This is a genomic window from Citrobacter sp. Cb080 (assembly GCF_030334745.1).
In the GTDB taxonomy this organism is placed as follows: Bacteria; Pseudomonadota; Gammaproteobacteria; order Enterobacterales; family Enterobacteriaceae; genus Citrobacter; species Citrobacter braakii.
The window spans coordinates 22,298-44,184 of the sequence record NZ_JAOWDG010000082.1; the positions used below are offsets into that span (position 1 = coordinate 22,298).

The 21,887-nt window shown below is 48.9% G+C and carries 21 protein-coding genes, 1 tRNA gene and 2 pseudogenes; 11 read left to right on the forward strand and 13 right to left on the reverse strand.

What is annotated here, in order from left to right; genetic code table 11:
- Window positions 1–36 precede the first annotated feature (36 nt).
- The gene (locus OGV38_RS21110; RefSeq protein ID WP_137367014.1) at window positions 37–363 is read right to left on the reverse strand and encodes a YggL family protein; all 327 of its coding nucleotides are present in this window, start codon (window positions 361–363) and stop codon (window positions 37–39) included.
- Window positions 363–1,082: a tRNA (guanosine(46)-N7)-methyltransferase TrmB gene (gene trmB, locus OGV38_RS21115; RefSeq protein WP_016154407.1), complete on the reverse strand. Its 720-nt coding sequence runs from the start codon at window positions 1,080–1,082 to the stop codon at window positions 363–365. Before trmB ends, OGV38_RS21110 begins: the two co-directional genes overlap by 1 nt.
- Before the next feature lie 160 nt (window positions 1,083–1,242).
- Here trmB and mutY point away from each other — a divergent pair, with 160 nt between their 5' ends.
- From mutY to OGV38_RS21135, 4 genes are all read left to right on the forward strand, one after another.
- Complete coding sequence (gene mutY, locus OGV38_RS21120) at window positions 1,243–2,295, forward strand: A/G-specific adenine glycosylase (RefSeq protein ID WP_137367012.1); 1,053 nt, start codon at window positions 1,243–1,245, stop codon at window positions 2,293–2,295.
- A gap of 27 nt (window positions 2,296–2,322) precedes the next feature.
- Window positions 2,323–2,598, forward strand: coding sequence for an oxidative damage protection protein (locus OGV38_RS21125; protein WP_016154409.1), 276 nt, complete (start codon window positions 2,323–2,325; stop codon window positions 2,596–2,598).
- A 94-nt stretch (window positions 2,599–2,692) separates the two neighbouring features.
- Complete coding sequence (mltC, locus tag OGV38_RS21130; protein WP_016154410.1) at window positions 2,693–3,778, forward strand: membrane-bound lytic murein transglycosylase MltC; 1,086 nt, start codon at window positions 2,693–2,695, stop codon at window positions 3,776–3,778.
- Between the two features lie 210 nt (window positions 3,779–3,988).
- Complete coding sequence (locus OGV38_RS21135; protein ID WP_016157449.1) at window positions 3,989–5,245, forward strand: nucleoside permease; 1,257 nt, start codon at window positions 3,989–3,991, stop codon at window positions 5,243–5,245.
- A 55-nt stretch (window positions 5,246–5,300) separates the two neighbouring features.
- Here the strand turns inward: OGV38_RS21135 and OGV38_RS21140 are convergent, their stop codons facing one another.
- A complete protein-coding gene (locus OGV38_RS21140; protein ID WP_286474829.1) occupies window positions 5,301–7,436 on the reverse strand; it encodes an ornithine decarboxylase in 2,136 nt (711 codons plus the stop codon).
- Between the two features lie 468 nt (window positions 7,437–7,904).
- Here OGV38_RS21140 and OGV38_RS21145 point away from each other — a divergent pair, with 468 nt between their 5' ends.
- The 4 genes from OGV38_RS21145 (at window position 7,905) to OGV38_RS21160 (ending at window position 11,140) form a co-directional block, all read left to right on the forward strand.
- The gene (locus OGV38_RS21145; protein WP_016157451.1) at window positions 7,905–8,612 is read left to right on the forward strand and encodes a DUF554 domain-containing protein; all 708 of its coding nucleotides are present in this window, start codon (window positions 7,905–7,907) and stop codon (window positions 8,610–8,612) included.
- 105 nt (window positions 8,613–8,717) lie between these two features.
- Window positions 8,718–8,793: transfer RNA gene (locus tag OGV38_RS21150), tRNA-Phe, on the forward strand.
- 625 nt (window positions 8,794–9,418) lie between these two features.
- Window positions 9,419–10,495 carry a methyl-accepting chemotaxis protein gene (locus tag OGV38_RS21155; RefSeq protein ID WP_049270274.1) on the forward strand — a complete coding sequence of 359 codons (1,077 nt, stop codon included), beginning with the start codon at window positions 9,419–9,421 and terminating at the stop codon, window positions 10,493–10,495.
- A gap of 48 nt (window positions 10,496–10,543) precedes the next feature.
- On the forward strand, window positions 10,544–11,140 hold the full coding sequence (locus tag OGV38_RS21160; protein ID WP_019077656.1) for a dienelactone hydrolase family protein: 597 nt from the start codon (window positions 10,544–10,546) through the stop codon (window positions 11,138–11,140).
- Between the two features lie 55 nt (window positions 11,141–11,195).
- On the opposite strand, the gene OGV38_RS21165 is transcribed toward OGV38_RS21160, so the two are convergent.
- The 3 genes and pseudogenes from OGV38_RS21165 to OGV38_RS21175 all read right to left on the reverse strand — a co-directional run bounded on the left by OGV38_RS21165 (window position 11,196) and on the right by OGV38_RS21175 (window position 12,398).
- Entirely contained in the window at window positions 11,196–11,363 is a 168-nt protein-coding gene (locus OGV38_RS21165) for a VasL domain-containing protein (RefSeq protein WP_019077655.1), read from the reverse strand.
- A gap of 162 nt (window positions 11,364–11,525) precedes the next feature.
- Window positions 11,526–11,699 (reverse strand): annotated as a pseudogene (locus OGV38_RS21170) (IS3 family transposase); the annotation flags it as partial.
- A 111-nt stretch (window positions 11,700–11,810) separates the two neighbouring features.
- Window positions 11,811–12,398 (reverse strand): MarR family winged helix-turn-helix transcriptional regulator, encoded by a 588-nt coding sequence (locus tag OGV38_RS21175; RefSeq protein ID WP_137367189.1) that lies wholly within the window; start codon window positions 12,396–12,398, stop codon window positions 11,811–11,813.
- Between the two features lie 181 nt (window positions 12,399–12,579).
- On the opposite strand from OGV38_RS21175, the gene OGV38_RS21180 reads away from it, so the two are divergent.
- From OGV38_RS21180 to OGV38_RS21190, 3 genes are read left to right on the forward strand one after another with little or no spacing between them, the layout of a single operon-like run.
- Complete coding sequence (locus OGV38_RS21180; protein WP_016154483.1) at window positions 12,580–12,819, forward strand: thioredoxin domain-containing protein; 240 nt, start codon at window positions 12,580–12,582, stop codon at window positions 12,817–12,819.
- Between the two features lie 8 nt (window positions 12,820–12,827).
- Window positions 12,828–13,568, forward strand: a complete 741-nt coding sequence (locus tag OGV38_RS21185) for a hypothetical protein (protein ID WP_046276181.1) — start codon at window positions 12,828–12,830, stop codon at window positions 13,566–13,568.
- A 41-nt stretch (window positions 13,569–13,609) separates the two neighbouring features.
- Window positions 13,610–14,146 carry a redoxin domain-containing protein gene (locus OGV38_RS21190; protein ID WP_049268885.1) on the forward strand — a complete coding sequence of 179 codons (537 nt, stop codon included), beginning with the start codon at window positions 13,610–13,612 and terminating at the stop codon, window positions 14,144–14,146.
- Window positions 14,147–14,305: 159 nt separating this feature from the next.
- On the opposite strand, the gene OGV38_RS21195 is transcribed toward OGV38_RS21190, so the two are convergent.
- The 7 genes and pseudogenes from OGV38_RS21195 to tssK form a co-directional block, all read right to left on the reverse strand.
- Window positions 14,306–15,646 (reverse strand): VasL domain-containing protein, encoded by a 1,341-nt coding sequence (locus OGV38_RS21195; RefSeq protein WP_269518121.1) that lies wholly within the window; start codon window positions 15,644–15,646, stop codon window positions 14,306–14,308.
- Window position 15,647: 1 nt separating this feature from the next.
- The gene (gene tssE / locus OGV38_RS21200; protein WP_047414982.1) at window positions 15,648–16,091 is read right to left on the reverse strand and encodes a type VI secretion system baseplate subunit TssE; all 444 of its coding nucleotides are present in this window, start codon (window positions 16,089–16,091) and stop codon (window positions 15,648–15,650) included.
- Window positions 16,091–16,624 carry a type VI secretion system lipoprotein TssJ gene (gene tssJ / locus OGV38_RS21205; RefSeq protein WP_159137213.1) on the reverse strand — a complete coding sequence of 178 codons (534 nt, stop codon included), beginning with the start codon at window positions 16,622–16,624 and terminating at the stop codon, window positions 16,091–16,093. The genes tssE and tssJ overlap by 1 nt, the downstream gene beginning before the upstream one ends.
- Window positions 16,599–17,687 (reverse strand): type VI secretion system baseplate subunit TssG, encoded by a 1,089-nt coding sequence (tssG, locus tag OGV38_RS21210; RefSeq protein ID WP_269518128.1) that lies wholly within the window; start codon window positions 17,685–17,687, stop codon window positions 16,599–16,601. The genes tssJ and tssG overlap by 26 nt, the downstream gene beginning before the upstream one ends.
- On the reverse strand, window positions 17,648–19,414 hold the full coding sequence (tssF, locus tag OGV38_RS21215; RefSeq protein WP_047414985.1) for a type VI secretion system baseplate subunit TssF: 1,767 nt from the start codon (window positions 19,412–19,414) through the stop codon (window positions 17,648–17,650). Before tssF ends, tssG begins: the two co-directional genes overlap by 40 nt.
- A gap of 22 nt (window positions 19,415–19,436) precedes the next feature.
- Window positions 19,437–20,375, reverse strand: a pseudogene (locus OGV38_RS21220) (type VI secretion system domain-containing protein); the annotation flags it as partial.
- 156 nt (window positions 20,376–20,531) lie between these two features.
- Entirely contained in the window at window positions 20,532–21,869 is a 1,338-nt protein-coding gene (tssK, locus tag OGV38_RS21230) for a type VI secretion system baseplate subunit TssK (RefSeq protein ID WP_286474841.1), read from the reverse strand.
- Window positions 21,870–21,887: the final 18 nt, after the last annotated feature.

The following is a 21,887-nucleotide window of genomic DNA, read 5'->3' on the forward strand; positions in this document are numbered from 1 at the left end:
TACAAATTGGGCCGGCATTTGCCGACCCTTTGCTACTTAGTCCCACCAAATATCGAAAAGTTCGCTGGTGCGCACTTCTTCGAGTTTGTGCTCTTCCAGCCACTTACGCACGATAGCCTGATGTTCTTCGGTGCATTTGCCGATTTCCTGCATACAGATCAGACCTTCCCAGGCCAGATAGCCGCTGCCGTCAAAGGCCAGCTTGTTCGGTTCGATAACTTCATTGATAAAATCATCAACGATTTGATCGACCTGCTCTCCAGATGTACCTTCCGGGAAACGCCATGCAACCGAAAATCCTACTTCCTGGAATTCGTCGATGTGCATTTTTTTACGCAGACGACGGCTACGGTTCTTTGCCATTATTTCACCCTCTCGAACATTAAGTCCCATACGCCGTGGCCAAGACGATGACCACGTTGTTCAAATTTGGTTACCGGGCGCGATTCCGGGCGCGGTACGTAATCGTTACTCTCTGACTGGTTTTTATACCCGTCAATCGAGGACATCACTTCAAGCATGTGCTCTGCATAGGCTTCCCAGTCGGTTGCCATGTGGAACACGCCGCCCAGCTTCAGCTTGCTTAAGATATGCTCAGCAAACGGTACCTGAACGATACGGCGTTTATTATGACGTGCTTTATGCCACGGGTCAGGGAAAAACAGCTGAACCATAGATAAAGAATTGTCAGGAATCATTTTATGCAGGACTTCGACGGCATCATGGCACATGACACGCAGGTTCTCGACGCCCTCTTCATGAGCTGAAGCCAGACACGCGCCAACGCCCGGTGAGTGAACCTCAATGCCGAGGAAATTTTGCTCCGGACGCGCCTTCGCCATCGCCACCAGCGAAGCCCCCATACCAAAACCAATTTCAAGCGTGACTGGCGCATCGCGACCAAACAGCGCAGCGAAATCCACAGGTTCTTCGCTGAACTCAACGCCCATCACCGGCCAGTAGTTTTCCAGCGCGTGTTCCTGCCCTTTCGTCAGTCGCCCCTGGCGACGAACAAAACTACGAATCCGGCGCAGCGGGCGGCCGTTTTCATCAAATTCCGGTGAAATGACGTCGTTCTTCATAAAAGTTTAGTCTGCTGTGTTTGAGTTCTGAAAACGGGCATTATCCAAAGTTAGTTGCCGGATGCAAGTAAAGGAAGAAAGTGAGCAGCGGAAAGTTCCGGTTTACACCCCGTTGCCGCTGTGCTGCAATCTTGCCCCCGGCAATAATGAAACGGTAATCATGCAAGCGTCTCAATTCTCGGCTCAGGTTTTGAGCTGGTACGACAAATACGGGCGGAAAACGCTGCCCTGGCAAATTGATAAGACGCCTTACAAAGTATGGCTCTCTGAGGTGATGCTGCAACAAACTCAGGTTGCGACCGTTATCCCCTACTTTGAGCGCTTTATGGCGCGCTTCCCAACGGTAACGGATTTAGCCCATGCGCCGCTGGATGAAGTCCTGCATTTATGGACCGGGCTGGGCTATTACGCCAGAGCGCGTAATCTGCATAAAGCCGCGCAACAGGTTGTGACGCTGCACGGCGGCTCATTCCCGCAAACCTTTGATGAAGTGGCCGCCCTGCCAGGCGTCGGACGTTCAACTGCAGGCGCGATCCTTTCGCTCTCCCTGGGTCAGCATTTTCCGATTCTTGACGGTAACGTCAAACGAGTGCTGGCTCGCTGTTATGCTGTAAACGGCTGGCCGGGTAAAAAAGAGGTCGAAAAGAAACTGTGGGAGTTGAGCGAGCAGGTTACGCCAGCCCATGGGGTTGAGCGGTTTAATCAGGCGATGATGGATTTAGGCGCCATGGTCTGTACGCGCTCAAAACCCAAATGTTCCCTGTGTCCGTTGGAAAATGGCTGTGTGGCGAGCGCCGATGCAAGCTGGGCGCTGTACCCAGGTAAAAAACCCAAACAGACATTACCAGAACGGACGGGCTATTTTTTACTGATGCAGCATGAAAACGAGGTGTTGCTCGCGCAGCGACCACCCAGCGGCTTATGGGGTGGCTTATACTGTTTTCCGCAGTTTGATGATGAGGATGGGCTACGCGACTGGCTGGCGCAACGGCAAATTAACGCAGATAATCTGACCCAACTTAATGCGTTTCGCCATACCTTTAGCCATTTCCACTTAGATATTGTGCCTATGTGGCTTCCCGTGTCCTCATTCACCTCATGCATGGATGAAGGCAACGCGCTCTGGTATAACTTAGCGCAACCGCCGTCGGTCGGACTGGCGGCCCCCGTGGAGCGTTTGTTACAGCAATTACGTGTCGGCACACAGGTTTAACGTACCGGTCGATAAAGAGGATTTTTTATGAGCAGAACGATTTTTTGCACTTTCCTGCAACGCGAAGCAGAAGGACAGGATTTTCAGCTGTACCCGGGCGATCTGGGAAAACGCATCTATAACGAGATTTCTAAAGAAGCATGGGCGCAATGGCAGCATAAACAAACCATGCTGATTAACGAGAAGAAACTCAATATGATGAACGTTGAACACCGTAAGTTACTGGAACAGGAGATGATTAACTTCCTGTTTGAAGGTAAGGATGTGCATATTGAAGGCTATACGCCTGAAGAAAAAAAATAAGCATCGCTTGCTGGCAATCTCGTAGGCCGGATAGGGTGCTTGCACTGCCATCCGGCAAAACGATACAACAACAAACACAACACGCACTCCCGGAATGATGAAAAAATTTCTCGCGCTTGCCGTTATCGCGCCGTTGCTCATCTCCTGTTCCAGTTCGACCAAAAAAGGCGATTCCTATAACGAAGCCTGGGTCAAGGATACCAACGGTTTTGATATTCTGATGGGGCAATTTGCCCATAACATTGAGAATCTGTGGGGATTTAAGGAAGTGCTGATTGCGGGTCCGAAGGACTACGTAAAGTATACCGATCAGTATCAAACCCGCAGCCATATCAATTTTGATGACGGTACGATAACCGTCGAGACCATTGCCGGGACAGATCCAGCCGGACATCTGCGTCTAGCGATTATCAAGACGTTGCTGATGGGCGATGATCCGGGTTCTATCGACCTCTATTCCGATGTCGACGACATTAAGATTTCCAAAGAGCCGTTCCTGTACGGGCAGGTAGTCGATAATACCGGCCAGCCTATTCGTTGGGAGGGACGTGCAACCAACTTTGCCAACTACCTGCTACAAACGCGACTGAAAAAGCGCAGCAATGGCTTGCGTATCATCTATAGCGTGACGATCAATCTGGTCCCGAACCACCTTGATAAGCGCGCGCATAAATACGTCGGCATGGTACGTCAGGCTTCACGTAAGTATGGCGTCGACGAGTCACTGATTCTGGCCATCATGCAAACCGAATCCTCGTTTAACCCGTATGCGGTCAGCCATGCCGATGCGCTGGGACTCATGCAGGTGGTACAACACAGCGCCGGAAAAGATGTGTTCCGTTCGCAGGGGCGCTCAGGCACGCCAAGCCGTAGCTTCTTGTTTGACCCGGCCAGCAACATTGATACCGGTACTGCCTATCTGGCAATGCTGAATAATGTCTATTTGGGCGGCATTGATAATCCGACCTCGCGTCGCTATGCGGTGATCACCGCGTATAACGGCGGTGCGGGCAGCGTGCTGCGCGTGTTCTCGAACGATAAAATTCAGGCCGCAAACATCATTAACAGCATGTCCCCTGGGGACGTTTATCAAACGCTGACCACCCGACACCCATCTGCTGAATCACGCCGATATCTTTACAAGGTCAATTCCGCACAAAAATCATATCGTCGCCGCTAATGTATCCCTCTCTTGCCCCCTAAAACGGGGGCCTGAAGAGGGAAAAACGTTAACTCCATCACTCTTTTGCTTTGCAATCCGAAATTGTTTGCAAATATTTGTCACAGGTAACAAAAAAAGAGTGCCTCTCGTTGATAGAATCACATCATATAGCCACGGCAAATGTGCCTTTTAAAACATTCATCCGCATTACGGTGTGAGGAAATTAACATGAATCTTAAGCTGCAGCTGAAAGTTCTCTCGTTTCTGCAGTTCTGCTTATGGGGTAGTTGGCTCACTACCCTCGGCTCCTATATGTTTGTCACCCTTAAATTTGATGGTGCATCCATTGGCGCGGTGTACAGCTCGCTGGGGATCGCCGCCGTGTTTATGCCTACGCTGTTAGGGATCGTGGCTGACAAATGGATCAGTGCGAAATGGGTGTACACCATTTGTCACCTGGTCGGCGCAGCAACGCTGTTCGCCGCAGCCGAAGTCACCACGCCAGGTGCCATGTTCTTTGTGATCTTGCTTAACTCCCTGGCCTATATGCCAACGTTGGGGTTAATCAACACCATCTCTTACTATCGCCTGCAATCAGCCGGGATGGATATTGTTACAGACTTCCCGCCAATCCGTATCTGGGGCACCATCGGCTTTATTCTGGCGATGTGGGCGGTAAGCTTCTCCGGCTTTGAACTGAGCCATATGCAGCTGTATATCGGCGCGACGCTGTCCGTCGTATTGGCGCTGTTTACCCTGACGCTGCCGCATATCCCGGTCGCCAATCAGCAGAAAAACCAGAGCTGGTCTTCCATGCTGGGCCTGGATGCCTTCGCGCTGTTTAAAAACAAGCGTATGGCAATTTTCTTCATCTTCTCTATGATGCTGGGCGCAGAGCTGCAAATTACCAATATGTTCGGTAATACCTTCCTGCACAGCTTCGATAACAATCCGCTGTTCTCCGGCAGCTTCATCGTTGAACACGCGTCAGTGATGATGTCGATTTCGCAGATCTCCGAGACGCTGTTTATCCTGACCATCCCGTTCTTCTTAAGCCGTTACGGTATTAAGAACGTGATGCTTATCAGTATCGTGGCGTGGATGCTGCGCTTTGGCCTGTTTGCCTACGGCGATCCAACACCGTTTGGTACCGTGCTGCTGGTTCTGTCGATGATTGTTTACGGCTGCGCCTTCGACTTCTTCAACATCTCTGGCTCCGTGTTTGTAGAGAAAGAAGTTCGCCCTGAAATCCGCGCCAGCGCACAAGGCATGTTCCTGATGATGACCAACGGCTTCGGTTGTATTCTGGGCGGTCTGGTGAGCGGTAAAGTAGTTGAACACTATACGCTGAACGGTATTACCGATTGGCAGACCGTGTGGCTGATCTTCGCAGGTTACTCGCTGGTTCTGGCTTTTGCCTTCGTTGCGCTGTTTAAATACAAACACGTACGCGTTCCGGCAGGCGCCCAGACTATCGCGCACTAATCTTTATTGATTAAATAGGGTCACCTGATGGTGGCCCTATTTGGTCAGATGACGCTTACTTCAGAACATATCCATACAGACGTTTAATACCGTCTGCATCCGTTTCACTGTAAACCCCTTGCAGCTCCGGCGAGAAGCCCGGCAGCAGGTTTATGCCCTCTTCCAATGCCAGGAAGTAACGTTGCACCGCCCCGCCCCATACTTCGCCCGGTACCACGCACAGTACGCCCGGAGGATAAGGCAGCGCGCCTTCTGCCGCAATGCGACCAGCGGCATCACAAATACGCACCAGTTCAACATCACCGCGGATAAAGGCGCTGTTAGCATCCTGTGGGTTCATCGCCACGGCAGGTAAACTCTCCTGACGGAACATCGCTTTTTGCAGATCTTTCACATCAAAGCTGACGTACAGTGAGTGCATCTCCTGACACAGTTCACGCAGCGTGTAATCCCGGTAACGTACCGGATACTTGTTGAAGATGGTGGGCAGTACGTTTGCCAGCGGCGTATCGTCTTCAATATGCTGTTCAAACTGCGCCAGCATCGCGACCAGTTGCGCCAGTTTCTCAGCGCTTTCTGCCGGGGTCAGCAGGAACAGAATCGAGTTAAGGTCGCATTTCTCCGGCACGATACCGTTTTCACGCAGATAATGCGCCAAAATCGTCGCCGGAATACCAAACTCAGTATATTGCCCAGTTTGCGCATCAATGCCCGGAGTGGTTAACAGCAGTTTGCAGGGATCGACAAAATACTGGTCGCGTGCATATCCAGAAAAACCATGCCATTTAGCACCAGGTTCAAAGCTAAAGAAGCGACGCTCGCTGGCAATCACCTGTGTCGGATAGCTTTCCCACGGTTTGCCATCTACTACCGGAGGAATAAACGGTTGAAGCAGCTTACAGCGGGTAATAATCGCTTTGCGGGCCTCGATCCCCAGCGTCACACATTCCGCCCATAGCCGACGGCCGCTCTCGCCTTCATGGATTTTGGCGTTAACGTCCAGCGCCGCAAACAGCGGGTAAAACGGGCTGGTGGAAGCATGCAGCATAAACGCATTGTTCAGACGCTTATGCGGGCAGAAGCGCGCCTGGCCGCGAATATGGTTATCCTTTTTATGGATCTGCGAGGTTTGCGAGAATCCGGCCTGCTGTTTGTGTACCGACTGAGTGACAAAAATCCCCGGATCGTTAGCATTGAGCTCCAGCAGCAGCGGTGAACCATCGGCCATCATCGGAATAAATTGCTCGTAACCGACCCATGCGGAATCAAACAGGATGTAATCGCACAGGTGACCGATCTTGTCGATCACCTGCCGGGCGTTGTAGATCGTACCGTCATAGGTACCCAACTGAATGATCGCCAGACGGAACGGGCGCGGTTGATCAGCCTTTTGCGGCGCAACTTCTCGAAGTTGCTGGCGCAGATACCCCTCATCAAAGCAGTGCTCATCAATGCCGCCAATAAAGCCAAACGGATTACGCGCCGCTTCCAGATAAACCGGCGTAGCACCCGCCTGGATCAGCGCCCCGTGGTGGTTCGATTTATGATTGTTGCGGTCAAACAGCACCAGATCGCCGCGCGTCAGCAGCGCATTGGTGACCACTTTATTGGCCGCAGAGGTCCCATTCAGCACAAAGTAGGTTTTATCCGCGTGGAAAACTTTCGCAGCAAATTTCTGCGCATGTTTCGCTGATCCTTCATGAATCAACAGATCGCCAAGCTTAACGTCAGCGTTGCACATATCCGCGCGAAACAGATTCTCACCAAAGAACTCATAGAAATGTCGGCCCGCAGGATGCTTCTTAAAAAACTCACCGTGTTGGTGTCCCGGGCAGGCAAACGTGCTGTTCCCCATTTCGACATACTGGGTAAGCGTGTCATAGAACGGCGGCAGCAGTTCTTCCTCATACTGACAGGCAGCAGATTCCAGCTCCAGCCAGTCCTGAACCCGACCGCGAATTACCGCATTAACGCCCGCAGGCACATCAACATCAGACTCTGCGAACAGAAACACAGGTAGATGAAAACCGGTGCGTTTCAGCAAAGCCAGGATCCCACTGCGGCTGTCCGCAACGGTAATGACGACTGCCGCAACGTCAGTAAAATCAGTACTGTCCAGCGACACCACCTGACGATGGCTGGACAGACGAGAAACCAGTTCACTACTGGCGGCAATTTTCATTGATTTCATAAGCGCAATAACCCGTTTCGGGAAAATCAAAAGTCCCGGACAACGCCGCATGGCTTTGCCCACGAAATGACAGGTCAAACTGGTTACCAGCCCCGCCCGCCAGACATCAGTAAAAGCAGATAGCCTCTGATTTTACTGTTATCCTGCAGTGAGCGTGCGCTGCCCTCACCGCATGGTGGGAGCGTAAAGATAAGTCGCGGGAAGGGGCAAACGTCGCGCAAAAAGGCGATGTTGAAGGCGATGTAGGGGGAGTAATATCATCCCAGGCAGCCCCATTCAGACAGAAGAAAATTCGCGCAATCATGGCACCTTTCACTTACAGGCGCAAGATAAAATCCTGTGCGAAAACCTTACAGATAAGCAAGCATTTCGTCTGAAAGTTGCGGCATAATAATGCAATCTGAAACATAATTTCACCCAGCTAATTGCCTTTAGTATCAAGACGATGATGGGTATGCAGGAGCAAATGTGGTAATCGGACCCTTTATTAATGCCAGCGCCATTTTATTTGGTGGCATTCTCGGCGCGCTGCTCAGCCAGCATATACCAGAACGCATTCGGGTCTCCATGACCTCTATTTTCGGGCTGGCCTCGTTAGGGATTGGTATCTTGCTGGTTATCAAATGCGCCAATCTACCGGTGATGGTTCTGGCAACGCTCGTCGGCGCGTTAATTGGCGAGTTTTGTCATCTGGAAAAAGGGATCAATGCTGCGGTAGCCAAAGCGCAGCAGCTTTTCACCCGCTCGGACGCCAACGTAACGCACGAATCCTTTATTCAAAGCTATGTGGCTATCATTGTGCTGTTTTGCGCCAGCGGTACCGGGATCTTCGGTGCGATACATGAAGGGATGACAGGCGACCCGAATATTTTAATCGCCAAGTCATTTTTGGATTTCTTCACGGCCATCATTTTTGCCTGCTCATTAGGAATCGCGGTATCCGCCATTTGCATGCCGATGCTGGCAATCCAGTTAACGCTTGCCACCTGTGCAGCACTGATTTTACCCCTGACGACGCCAGCTATGATGGCCGATTTCAGCGCCGTAGGCGGTCTATTGCTGCTGGCAACCGGTTTGCGTATTTGCGGCATCAAGATGTTTGCGGTTGTGAATATGCTTCCTGCCCTGCTGCTGGCAATGCCGCTTTCCGCCGCCTGGACGGCATTTTTTGGCTGAGAATGCGTGCATTAGCAGCAATGTGGTGATAGATTGTGCAGTCTGCATTGATTTGAAGAAATTTCGTTGACGAAGCGAAGTGAATCGGGTTTAATGCGCCTCGTTGCCCGGATAGCTCAGTCGGTAGAGCAGGGGATTGAAAATCCCCGTGTCCTTGGTTCGATTCCGAGTCCGGGCACCACTATTTAAAGAACCCGCCCTAGAGGCGGGTTTTTGCTTTTGGAGAAACGGACTCTCCATCAAGCTCCGTTCGATTATTCGTCTCCAGCGGCTCACCCCTGCGGGGCCAGCGCGACAAGCGCGTTGTTCACCGCCTGCTGCGTTAGTCCGGGTCCGGGCACCGCTGTTATTATAAATACATTAATAATGTTGCATTTTAACCGGCGGTTATCACACTCTCAATTTTGGTCATGTACTCGATATATAGTGATACATCTAACCACTCTCTGAATTTTTCAATGCACACATAAATGATGTAATCCAACTACACATCCAGGCTGGAGAGTGATATCACAGGAATATTTAGGTTAAGCTAAAATATAAAACTAACAGATGGAGATTTTAATACTCTGAAATATCATTATCTGTAGTGTTCAACTGAAGTATAATCCTTATCTTAATAGATAACACGCGCATTTAAAAAACACCAGGCCATTTCTGTAAAATAATTCAACAAAACAATTATCAAGAAATTATAATACATCAAATAATACTAATTAAAAATATATTGACGTAATCTATAACATAGGCGATAAACTATTAAACCATTATTTTCTTAAACCTATTATCGAAAAAGGATTGATAAGATGATCAGGAAAATTATCGCTAAGATAGTTAAAAGAAATAGTAACTATAATTACAACACTTCTTCCGACATCATCGAAGCTGACACCCCCATCGCTGAACAAAAAGCAGAAAACTACAATAAAATCATCTGCCATCATTTCACTTCTGGCATATCAACACTCAACCTGATCAGAACATCATTAATTTCAACTCATGAACAATTAAATACAGAAAAAGATAAAATAACAGAACTAAACGCACAAAATAATAAAGCAATGCATTCCCTTGAATCACTCGTTATTGAGATCAATGAGGCAGGCAAAGAATCAGCAGAAATTCAAAAACAAATGACTCATCTGAAGTTATCACTGACTGAAATTAATGATGCAATTAAAGACATACAAAAAATTGCCAATCATACAAATCTAATCGCAATAAATTCAGCGATTGAAGCTGCCCGAGTAGGTGAGGCGGGAAGAGGATTTAGCGTTATATCTAAAGAGGTTAGACAACTGGCTGAAAATGTTAAAATGTGCACTAACCATATATTTTTGCAAACGGAAATCCTCCAGAATAATGGTTCTACGGTTGATACATCCATCGAAGCACAGCTAGCAATAATCACGAAAATCACTCAGCATATGAATGAAGTTGTTTTTTCTATTAAAAGTGTAATTGAAAAATCAGCCGCAATGAAGGCAATTATTGACTACATATCAAATTTACTATTTTTAAGTATCATTAAAATGGATCATGTTATCTGGAAAATAGATCTATATAAAAAACTTACCGAGAATAAATTAGATGATACGTTGACATCATATAGTCAGTGCAGATTGGGGAAATGGTATTACGGTGATACTGGAAGATGTTTCGCTCATTTAACGGGATTTAAAAATCTGGAGGACCCTCACCAGATGTTACATAACTCCGGCGTTCTTGCAATCGAGTATTCGATTTCTGGCGACCATGAGCATATGTCCCTGGCGTTAAAAAGAATGGAACAGGCCAGTGATGAGGTAATGAATCAGCTCGAGATTCTTGGCAACGAGATTTTCAGAGAGGTTGTAAAATTTACGCCCGGTGATAACCCTTGACAAACTTTATTATTAGAATAGATAGTTAAAAACTACGGGAGACAGTTGATGTATACTCTATTATCTAAAAATGAAAATGCTGTGATAGTTTTACATGAAATTTATGGATTGAATAATCATATCAAGCAAGTATGTAAAGAACTGCACAATACAGGACTTGATGTATATTGCCCCAATTTTTTGAACCGCGAAGAACCTTTCTCATACGATCAACATAGCCAGGCATACGATTATTTCATGAAGTTCTGCGGATTCGATACATCAATGATCTTCGATTTACTGATAAGAATACGTGATCATTATAAAAAAATAATAATCGTCGGATTCAGTGTTGGAGGGACATTAGCATGGCTTTGTTCGGAGAATACACATTGCGATGGTATCGTCAGTTTCTACGGAAGCCGTATACGTGATTATACTGATATAATGCCCAACAGCCCAACACTGGTTATCCAGGCGAAATATGAAGAAGCCTATGATCCTTACTTTCTCCAGCATAAACTCCGTCAGTATCCACTAGTATCGTTTCATATACTCAACAGCCGTCACGGATTTTGCGATCCTTATAATAAGGCATACAATCCGCCTGAATCAGCGAAAGCGCTGACTCTTTCGCATGATTTTATAACGAAGATCATTAACTAAGTTAATATAAAACGTCTGACTCATTTGATGGTCTTTGGCTGGCTTATTTCCAGTGCTACCGCCCTCGAATGGCATTTTGTTTCAGCAGCGTATAACGATTAAGAAGCTGGTTAAGCCGCATATCGAGCTGCTGATACAAAGCGGGTGATACACTCCCCTGTTTTTTTAATTCCTCATCGATTTGACGCAACAATTCTTCTGTCGGCGGCGTTTTCAGCGTCATAATAATGCAGGGTTAAATCATTCATATTTATTCTGCTTAGTAAATTGCTGCGTGTTAAACACTGAAGCAGACTCCGGGAGTCTGGCACGGGTAAGGAAAGCGCCATACACGATGACAAATCGCCAGTCACAAGAAATTCAATCGGTGCAATCAGCTTGCCCTCATCCGGAAGCCTCTCAGCGTTGCCATGGTCACGATACTTCTTGCGCCAGCAAAACATGGTTGATGTTATGCAACGCCAGAACCTGACGGCGTAATACAGCCCGTCTGCCGTCTGGTTTTTCAGGGGGGTTAACTGCTGCGATGAACCCCGAACACGTGGCAGAGTGAGCATATCACCTATGTTCAGGTGGCCAAATTCAGTGTTCCACTACAAAATCCAGAGAATGCGCATACCATTTTCTGGATTTTTTTATGTCCGCACTTTACCCGTTCAAAAGCCAGTATCTAGCCCTTTCTCTCATTCTGAGCGCTAACGCTGCAACTATTTTCCGGTTCCTCAAATTCACGACAAATTAATGTGATACTTTCCATGGGAATTGGCTCTTCTGTTAGACCACACCAGGGATGCCCATTTATCGACTGATGAAACCGGCAAAAACGGCACTCACCAAACATTCTGGCCCCCTGATTTTTCTGCATACTCCGCAGATGGGCCAGAAAAACTGTTTTCAGCTGTTCCTCAGAAAAAGCTAATGAATCCCACGACTCCTGCAGTGTCTCCTGCATGATGCTATGCATCACTTCACTCGCTTTGGATGTCAGAACCAGATGGACAACCCGTTTATCCTTGCCGTCATTTTCTCTTCTAATCCAACCTTCACGCTCTAGTTTATTCAGGGACTGCGATACCGTGCCTTTAGTCAGCCCGAGGTATTCCGTGGTTGCAGCGGGCGTATTGGAATAACCATTGCATCGCGTTAAATAGAAAAGAATCTGAACCCATGTTGTGGGGAGTCCTTTCAGTTGCGGATGGCGATAAAAGCTGCCCATTTGCAGGCTCACCAGGCGTTCAAGAATATCAAAGAGTGTCACAGTAACCTGCCTCTGCTTGCCGGGATACGTGCTGGATAAACAAACGTCCAGACTTTCTAACGATAGGGTTGTACTGTCATCAATAGTATCGATTCAAAACCATATTGACAATATTTTCAGTGTGTGTAATATCAAATGGTATCGATTCGATACCATTTGATATTACACAAGGAAAGTCATCATGAGTAAAACAGCCGTTTTCTTTCATGCAGGTTGCCCGGTATGCGTAGATGCAGAACACCAAATCGCACTGGCACTCGATCCCGCTCAATACACGGTAGAAATCGTTCATCTCGGAAATGATAAAACGCGACTGAATGAGGCCATCGAAGCTGGTGTGCAATCTGTTCCAGCCCTGGTACTGGATGGCGGTATCCCGCTTCACATCAACTTTGGTGCGTTTATTAAAGATCTGCTTTAAGGATAAAAATGAAACGTATTGCGATTGTATTAGCAATGGCTGTAGCCACCTCTGCCGGTGCACATGGCAATGAGCCTCATCAGGGCGGTATTAAAACCAGCACCGACAAGGCTGTATTGGCTGAGTTTGATATTGTGCACACGAAAGTCACTACCGAAGGGAATGTTGCCACCTTCCATATGGCAGTTTCCGGCAAGGCAGGTAAAAGTAAGCCTGCAGTAACAGGTAAGCTGGCGGGAACGGAAATTTTCTCTTATGTCTGGCCGACAACGATCGATCCGTATGAAGTGGGATTTGAACATAAGGCCGGTATCCTGGCGCTGGCGGTAACATCCCATCCTGATCTGGATGATACGCCGCTGTATGATGAAAATGGCGATGGTAACCGCAACAATGATGGCGATCTGTGGCATACCCACTGGGTGGTGCTGAAGCCTAACGAGGTCTGCGGGCCTGGCGCACTGGCCGTAGTTGATATTCCTGAGGGACAAAAACCTCGGCTGCCAAAAACCTGGCCTGGCTTGCCGGTATTGTTGGACAGTCCGGGCTGGAATCCTACGCTGACAGGTGAAACTGTAGAAGTGAAAGTTCCGTTCGATAATATTGGGGTGGTCACTGCCAGCCAGTTTGATGGTGTAACTGCCGGGCTACGAGTTAATGCGTCCGTTCATGCGCCGCTACTTTGCGTCGAGGATGTATTTAAAGTGGCCTCTGGCAAGCTGACGCTGCCGGGGAAAGTAAACCAGTAACGGAAATTAACCCGCACCACAGTGCGGGTTCTGGAGTTAACATGAATATCATTCGCCATCCGCGAGCACCAACTTTGACAATTGAACGCTGGTTTAATACATCACAGCCGATAACCCTGGAATCATTACGCGGCAAGGTCGTGGTAATGGAATCATTTCAGATGCTGTGTCCTGGCTGTGTTTCCCATGGACTGCCGCAGGTTTCACGTGTGTACGCCACTTTTCCACCGGATAAGGTGGCCGTTATTGGCCTACATACGGTTTTTGAACATCATGAGGTAATGACCGCACAGGCACTGGAAACCTTTCTATCAGAATACCGCATCCCTTTCCCCGTCGGGGTGGATATGCCGTCTCCTGACAATGATGTCCCCCAGACCATGCTGTCCTACGCTATGCGCGGTACACCTACGTTGACGTTAATTGATCAGCAGGGATACCTACGCCAGCAATATTTTGGTCAGGTAGACGACCTCGCGCTGGGAGCAGAAATCGGGGCGTTATTAAATGAGTCGTTGTCTGTTTCCGAGGACGCGTCTATGGCATCAGGGTGCAGTGATGGGCAGTGTGCACTATAGAGGTCCCGATAGAGATCCTGGCGTTAACCTTTTAGGGCACTCAGTGATAATTCCTGATAAATATTATTAATTTTTCATGATTTTATAGCGGAGATCATCAACCAATTTTATATAACCAACTGAATCAGTTGATGATCTTTGGCTGGCTTATTTCCAGTGCTACCGCCCTCGAATGGCATTTTGTTTCAGCAGCGTATAACGATTAAGAAGCTGGTTAAGCCGTATATCGAGTTGCTGATACAAAGCGGGTGACACACTCCCCTGTTTTTTTAATTCCTCATCGATTTGACGCAACAATTCTTCTGTCGGCGGCGTTTGGTCAAGCTGGCGGCGGATAGTGAAAATGGCTGATTTCAACTCCGACCCCGTCAGATATTTACCCTTGCGTTCATCAAGCGCATTTAGCTGGGCGGTTAACGCTTCCAGCCCCTGCTGGGCATGATGCCAGTTTTGCAGAGCACTTTCCGGCAACGCTTCCGTAGTTAACTGTTTCTGTAAGCTGCTCGCGATTACTGTCGTCTGCGATTCTTCCGGCCACAGAGTGACTAACTGCTGCGCTAATGATGCAGCGTATTCCCGCGACCACAAAGGTGACAAGCGATGTAAAACGTCCAATTGCCCTTGCGTTGCAGCAATTATATCTTGCTTCTTCCCCTGCAAATCTGAGGACTGCTTCAATGTGGACAATTGTTCAGGCGTCGGTACCTGTGGCAATGGCTTAACCAGTTCATATCCGTCGGCTCGCATAGGGTTGATAGCAAGAAAAGCGCCTGTACTCACCACTGCTGTAACCATGACACCGATAGCAACCCCCAGCCACATGCGTCGGGTTCCATGATCGATTTTGGTCGCTAAAACCGCTGTGCTCGATTGCCCGGACGACGCTGGCTCATTAACCACAAAGACCAACTGTGGCAAAGACGTCGCAACGTTATTTGTTGCACCTGGAGCCGGTATCATCACTACGGCCGATCCCGAATCGGGTTCGGATTTCTCCAGACGCAAAGCTGCATTGTGCATCCAGGTCACGATAGCCTCCAGTTTACTAAGCGCTTTCAATTCAAGCCGTTGCAGCACTGCGCAGGCATGTTTTAAACTTTGTTCAACCCGATACACCTTTGATAAATCAGCATATGACAGCGTTAACGTACGCAATTCTTGCTGTAAGCGAACAGACAGCCATGCCAGGATCTCAACGCGGGCATGGGTTTGCTGTGGCCATATTGCATTCCAGTGGTGCGTCAGTAAGGCCTCCAGAAGTTCCGTGCCTTCGGCAAGTCCCTCCAGTCCCGCATTACGTATTCTGGCTACGGTGTACCAGGCCAGTGTTTGCAGTTCGACGCCATTATGACGAAACAATGACAGGCTTAACTGTTCAACTTTTTGCCAGTCAACGTCCGGGCGCGCGGGGTGAGTCAGCTTGCTGATTTCATCGCGTAACAATCCGAACTCCGTGAAAGCACGCGGGTCACCACCGGTGCTGATGCGATACTTATCCATGTCAGTACACTCCAGTCTCAAGCCAACCCTGCCTCTTAAGGTGACGGATAAGAACCCGCCCCTCAGGGGTAAAATCAGTACCATAGCGAACAATGCCAAGGTCTTGCAGTTCAGCATCAATGGAATAACGCAAATGCCCCGGCGTTTCCTGCTCCTGCATCGTTACCTGAATACCTTTTAGCCGCGGTTCATACTTCAACAAAACCTGAGAAAGCGTGCTGATAAGCTGATGTGCCGTACCTGGCATTCCCTGGAGGATTTTGGTCATATCCGGCAGACCGTAATCGGGTAAATGTTTGAGGCTACCGGCACGAGTATTCAAAATGCGCTGCATATTATCCAGGACGGATAAGATGACCTGCGTGTTTTCACTGACCGAGTGCAAAGGGAAACCACCGGAAAAATTACCCAGTAAGATGTCATAAAGAGACGGCTGCTTGACCATTACTCATCCTCCTGCGTAAGGAGTGCCAGAGTCCGGGTATTTAATTCAAGCACACGCGCCTTATCAGGATCGAGATCTTCACGGCGTAATACCACGCGCCATGAATCTTCAGACTGTTCGGGAGAAATAAACATCCCCGCCACGGCAACATATTGCGCTTCCTTTTCGAGTGGAATATCGACAGTTACACTTTCACCAGGACGTATCAAAACATCTTTCTGAGCCAGTAAATCTGTTTTCACCACCGTGCTATCTTGCTCAAATAAAGACTGATAATTAGCCGAATCAAACGCTTTACGATCTTTGAGTTGGTAAATACGCACAACCGTAGAAAGCGCTATGCCCTGCGCATTTTTATTAGCGCCTTCTCTGGCGGAAAGATCCAAATGCAGCGTTTTAATTTCCTTATAAAAAATAGACTTCGTTAATGACACCGTGCCTTCCGATACTTTTTGTGTCAGACCACACCCAGTGACCACACTGGTCATTACGGTTATTACGGCAAAATTAATAGCGATAATCGCCAGTCTCATCGGCTTCCCTCCGCTGATCATGTTGACTAAGGCTCTGCCAAAGCCCAAGTTTAATTGTTATAAATTGATTATTAGCTTCCGGGTTATCCAGACGCAAAACGGCAGTGCGGCCAAGCTGTACTGCCGGTTCACATTTGTTACTGGTAAGTTGAGCATCCGGAAGTGCCGAGCGAGGAATGCGTAATTGCAGCCTTGCATTGACTCTGGCGCCTAAATACACGTGCATCAGCGCGAGAAAATCATGATAAAGCTGGCCGCCCGGTAACCAGTCGCGAACCTCATCGGGAACATCCGTTGTAAGAGTAATAAGCACCTGGCTGTTAATATCTACAGCGCTATGTCCCATCACCGGGCGAGAATGGAGGCTAACGGGTTGCCGCGTTCTCATTTTTAACGGCTTATCCTGCAGGATTAAGCGCTTATCATGAGGAGTCACGGTGATATTTGTTGTTGGCGATAATAAAGATACCAGCGCGGATATACCTTCCGCCGTACGCGTTGGCATTCTCATGATTCCCAACAGCGCCAAAAAACGCGATAACGGAGCCTCGGTTTGCGTGGCGCATCCCCGAATGCCCAACCCGGTCAACCCCAGTAAATATTGTGATGTTTCATCTGTAGCGCCTGGGCGGAAGGTCGCCGGATAGCTGTATTTACGCCAGATTCGATAAAACTGCGTAATTAAGCGATGGTTAAAAATATCCAGAAACTCAGCAGCAACGTCCGAACCTTCCTGACGCTGGGCAATATCATCCTGATAGGTTGTCGGCAGCGGCGATTCCACGCCATACAATCCCATAAAAGTGACACGAACCGTTGGTGGAAGTATGGGTTGTAGCGGATCATATTCTGCATTTTTTAGCTCCCCCGCCGGGAACCCCATCCCGGGATGAGGACGAAAACGAATGGTATCGAAGCGCGGACTTTGTTGGCTTCCAGGACTTGGCGCTTGTGGATTACACTGTTCCAATAACTGGCAGAAACGATAAAAATTAGTACGGGGTAGGTTTTCACCAAGGCTATTTAGCAGCCGGGTAGTCGCTGATTGTGATTCTCTTTCCATCGCAAGCTTTTCCCTGCCGGCTGTATGATTAAAGTAAGCTGATTAAATAAGTGAATATCCGCATACAACGCAAAAAAGCGGTTAAGCATTTCACCAAACAGATGAATATCGCCCTCACCGGTAAATCCGTTCTCATCAAGCGTTATTTCGATATCCACACCACGGAGTAAAAATCCTTTTTCAAAGCGCTGTATTTCATGTTGCTGAACATCCATGATCGCATCCAGACGACGATAATTAAGCTCATCGTCCTGCCAGTTATAGAGAGACAACGTTCCTTTGAGCACTTCTGCGCTGGCCATCATATTCAGAAAGCTGGATCCCAGGTGGCTCAACACTCGCCAGTGAAAACGATCCTCTGCGGGAGGATAAGCAGGTAGTGTCGGCTTACACAGATTGCGCACGGCAATCGGCGTCTGGAGGATCTGCTCGCAGCGATTGAGCAATGAACTCTGCAAAGCTCGCCTGGGTAGTTGACCGTTTGTTCCGGTCACTTTTAATGACAAGGTTTCCTGCTCAGCAAGACGATCCCGCTCCCAGGCATCTCCTCCAAGGATCAACCATGTATCATATAATCCGGATACGCCGCGTCTGACGCGAGTATGGTAATAACGCTCTGGCGCGTTACGGCGCATCATGCCTCCCTTATGGCGAAAACTGGTGAAAGGAGCATAGACAGCGTTATGCGTTCGCTGTGAACCAGAAACTGCATCGACTGCATAAATTTCCGTATGTCCATCCTGCAACCTACGCGGACGCAGCAAATATTCGCTTTCTAGTCCATTAACCACCAGCGGATCGGCCTCCATAGTGAAGAGATTAATCACCGGAACGCAATGAAGACGAATATTTTCACTCCCCAGAGGAAGCTCAGAATTCCACTGTTGAGTCAGTACCACCTCTATTTCAAAGCAATCTATACCAGCAGGAAACGTTATCTTTTCCAGACCGTTAAGATGGACAAACATAAATTTTTCGCGGAACGTAAAATACTCAAGCAATAATTGCCAGCCGCCAAACGCCGTATCGCCTTTTGGCCATAAACTGTCTTCACTGGCAAATCCGCCAGGTGAAAAGTAACCATCCAGTCGAATACGCTCTACGCTTTTGGGGAGCCTCAGATAAAGAGAGGTCAGACGCTTTGTCAAAGCAAGGTGCAGCGCATGGGTCACCGGTGCATCACCACTCAGGTAAAAACTGAGGCGCGTCAGATCAGTTTGCGACCAGTCCATCTGTGGATTGCACTTTATTCGCATACGGATGACCGAGCGTCCGTCAGGTTCCGCATCGATATTCACCGCCGTGACAGACAGCGGATTGAGCGTGACGGGCTGTGTAGTACGATACTGACATACCGTTTTTTTAGGACCGACGGGCTGTGACAATACGCCAAACCGCGCGTTAATCCTCTCGCTCATTTTCAGCACATCAATATCAGGTAAAAGCTCGACAATACTTAAGGAAGGAATGGTACGTAAATAATGAGGCCACAGCAGACTCATCAAACCTTCGGTAAATTCAGGAAGATGATCGTCAATTTTGGCCCGCAATCGCCCCATCGAAAATGCAAAACCTTCAAATAATCGCTCCACATAGGGATCGGGAATACCAGCTTTATCCAGATCCAGCATGGCTGCACGATCCGGATGCGCCTGCGCAAACTCTTTTGCCGCTTCCCTTAAATAACGCATTTCCGCGTCATAATAACGCAGAGTTAAGTCTTCCATTTTACAGTTCGCTTATTTTGTTTTAGCCACACAAGACGGCAGCTCTGGCAGGATCAATGGCTACCAGTCCGGACAACAGTAAGTCCATCTCTGGCATCAGACGCGCTTTGTCACTTTCACTGCGATTGGCTTTTAAACGCAGAAGTTTCAGCCGTCGCGCTTTTACTTCAAACAGCAGTTCAGGCTCCCATTGTTTGAGGGTGAGAGAGTGTGCTGTCGCATTCAACTCGCCAAGCAAATGCAGCGCGAGATCGTTGCGCCCACATTGTTCCGTCAGGCGAGCCATCAACAGTTGGCGTAACCAGCGTTGTCGACGTGAAATCACGCCGGGGCGAGCCTGAAGCCAGGCGAGCGCGGCTTCAACGCCTTCGCTATCCGCCAGCGCCAAGGCCTCGCTTTCAAGTAGCAGGATATCGTCGTCCGCCCCTGCGGTAGCCGCAGTGACTTTTTCCGTCTGCCAGTCACTTTCCTGCAGCACCTCACGGGCGATCCACTCACGCGTGACGTCATCGGCAAAGGGCATTCCGTCGTTAAATGCCAGCGTTTCCAGACCCGGCATCCGATGCAGCAACATTTTCAGATCGCTGATGATAATCCCGGCATTTTTATCCCATGGCGACCCAGCCCTCATTAATGCCTGATGAAGGTACCACTGCACATCAAGCCAAAAATGATTCACTCCCTCAACAAATAAGCTGTCAGTTAACTCAATCAATTCAGTCCAGCTTTGCTGCAAATAAAGACGTTTAAGCTGCGCACGGTAATCACTCTTGGGCGGTTCCAGACGTGTACGTCCGGCGCCATCTGGCGGAGGAATCTGGCTGACCGTATCGAGCCGCACGCTTTTCATCAAATGATGCGCCGCCAGCCAGCCATCTGGCTGATCGGCCAGGTATTTGGCCAACACCCGTGCCTGCTCCAGTAACTCCCGGCCCGAGGCAATACTTTTGAGGACGGGAGTACCCCAGGTCACGCAATGCATTACGCGCAGAATCAACCCATTGGCAGGCCCGGCGATAGAAAGCAGCCCCATCGTCGACTTCCAACCCGCCACGTAGTTGGCTTACAGCAAGCCAGGTAGGCCAGAACACCTGATCAATATCCTTATTCATTTATTTCAATCCCTTAATACGGCGAATAACTCGAGTTGGATCTCTCCCAGCGTTCCCGGCACATAGGAGGCGCAATTACCAGCGTCCAGCATGGCCTGAGCTGCTGGATGATTAATCTCAAGAGCAAAGTATTGATTTTCCAGTCGTAACGGGATGGCTGCGGGTATATGCGTCAGCGGTTTTAACGGAATTCCGCTGAGTGCTACATTGACTACATCAGACACGTCTGCCCTGCTCCCCGCTTTACAGAGCTGTGGAAATTGCGTCAGTAGGACATGCGCAGGGAGATCTGAACGAACGGACAGGTAAAAATCAGCGCCTTCACGCAGTCGAGCATCCGACAGTGCACCATTCCAGAACTGTCTCTCCTGCGTCAGCTCAATAGCGACAACACGAGATGGCAGGCTGGCTTCCAGCAGTTCCACCAGCAATGCAAACAATGGAGGGAATACTTGCTGCGGATTTGCGTGCTGGTATGGCGGCACAACGCTGACATCATTTTCTAATGAAAAGGTCAGCAGGCTGCCCGCTAACCGCGCCAGTTCACGCCACAAAAGTTCGGGATGACGGCCTGGGTTTTGCAGCATTTCTCTCAGTACAGGCTCTGAGCTATTAAGCGCATTTAGCAGCCAAAACAACGAAACATCTGCTACCGCAAAATCCGCCATTCGTTCGTTACTTTCACGACGCAAGGCCATCAGACGGCGACAACGGGCCTGGATGCGATGCACCAAATCACTGAGAGAATTGATTAATAAGGGGCTGGCTGAGAGTGAAAGCGATGGCGGTAAAAAATCGCGTCCCAGCTCCCATTGCCCCTGAGCATTACGAGTCAGGCAAGCTACCGGACAGGTCAGATAAGCGCTGTTATCATCGTGGGCATACCGGAGGGTGATAGCATGCCGCAGCACTGCCATATCAGTCCGTTCCTGACCAGAGAGATCCTGCACTGGCAGCCATTCCTGCTGCCAGCGACACGGACGGCTAACGCCGTTGCCTGACGAAAGATTGCCGCCATTAGCCGAAAGCAGCGGCAACGCCAGGACGATATCAACGCTGCTGTAACCAGTAAGATGCGATAAATCACACGCCGGAGGCAGGTTATCTGAAATACCTGTATCCACTAACGTACCGTCAGGAAAACGCACAACCAGATTAACGGGATTCAAACGGGAAACCGTTAGCGCACTTTCATCAAACTCCGCGCTGATGACGCCCCACGGTGATGAAAGTGACATATGAGCCACAACGTCGGCTACATAGGCATCCCAACGTGTCTGTTGCTGAAACTGCTGGGGAGCCAGAAAGGCCCCCTCGCTCCATAACGGGCGATAGATCTTCATCGCACCTCCTGTGCATTG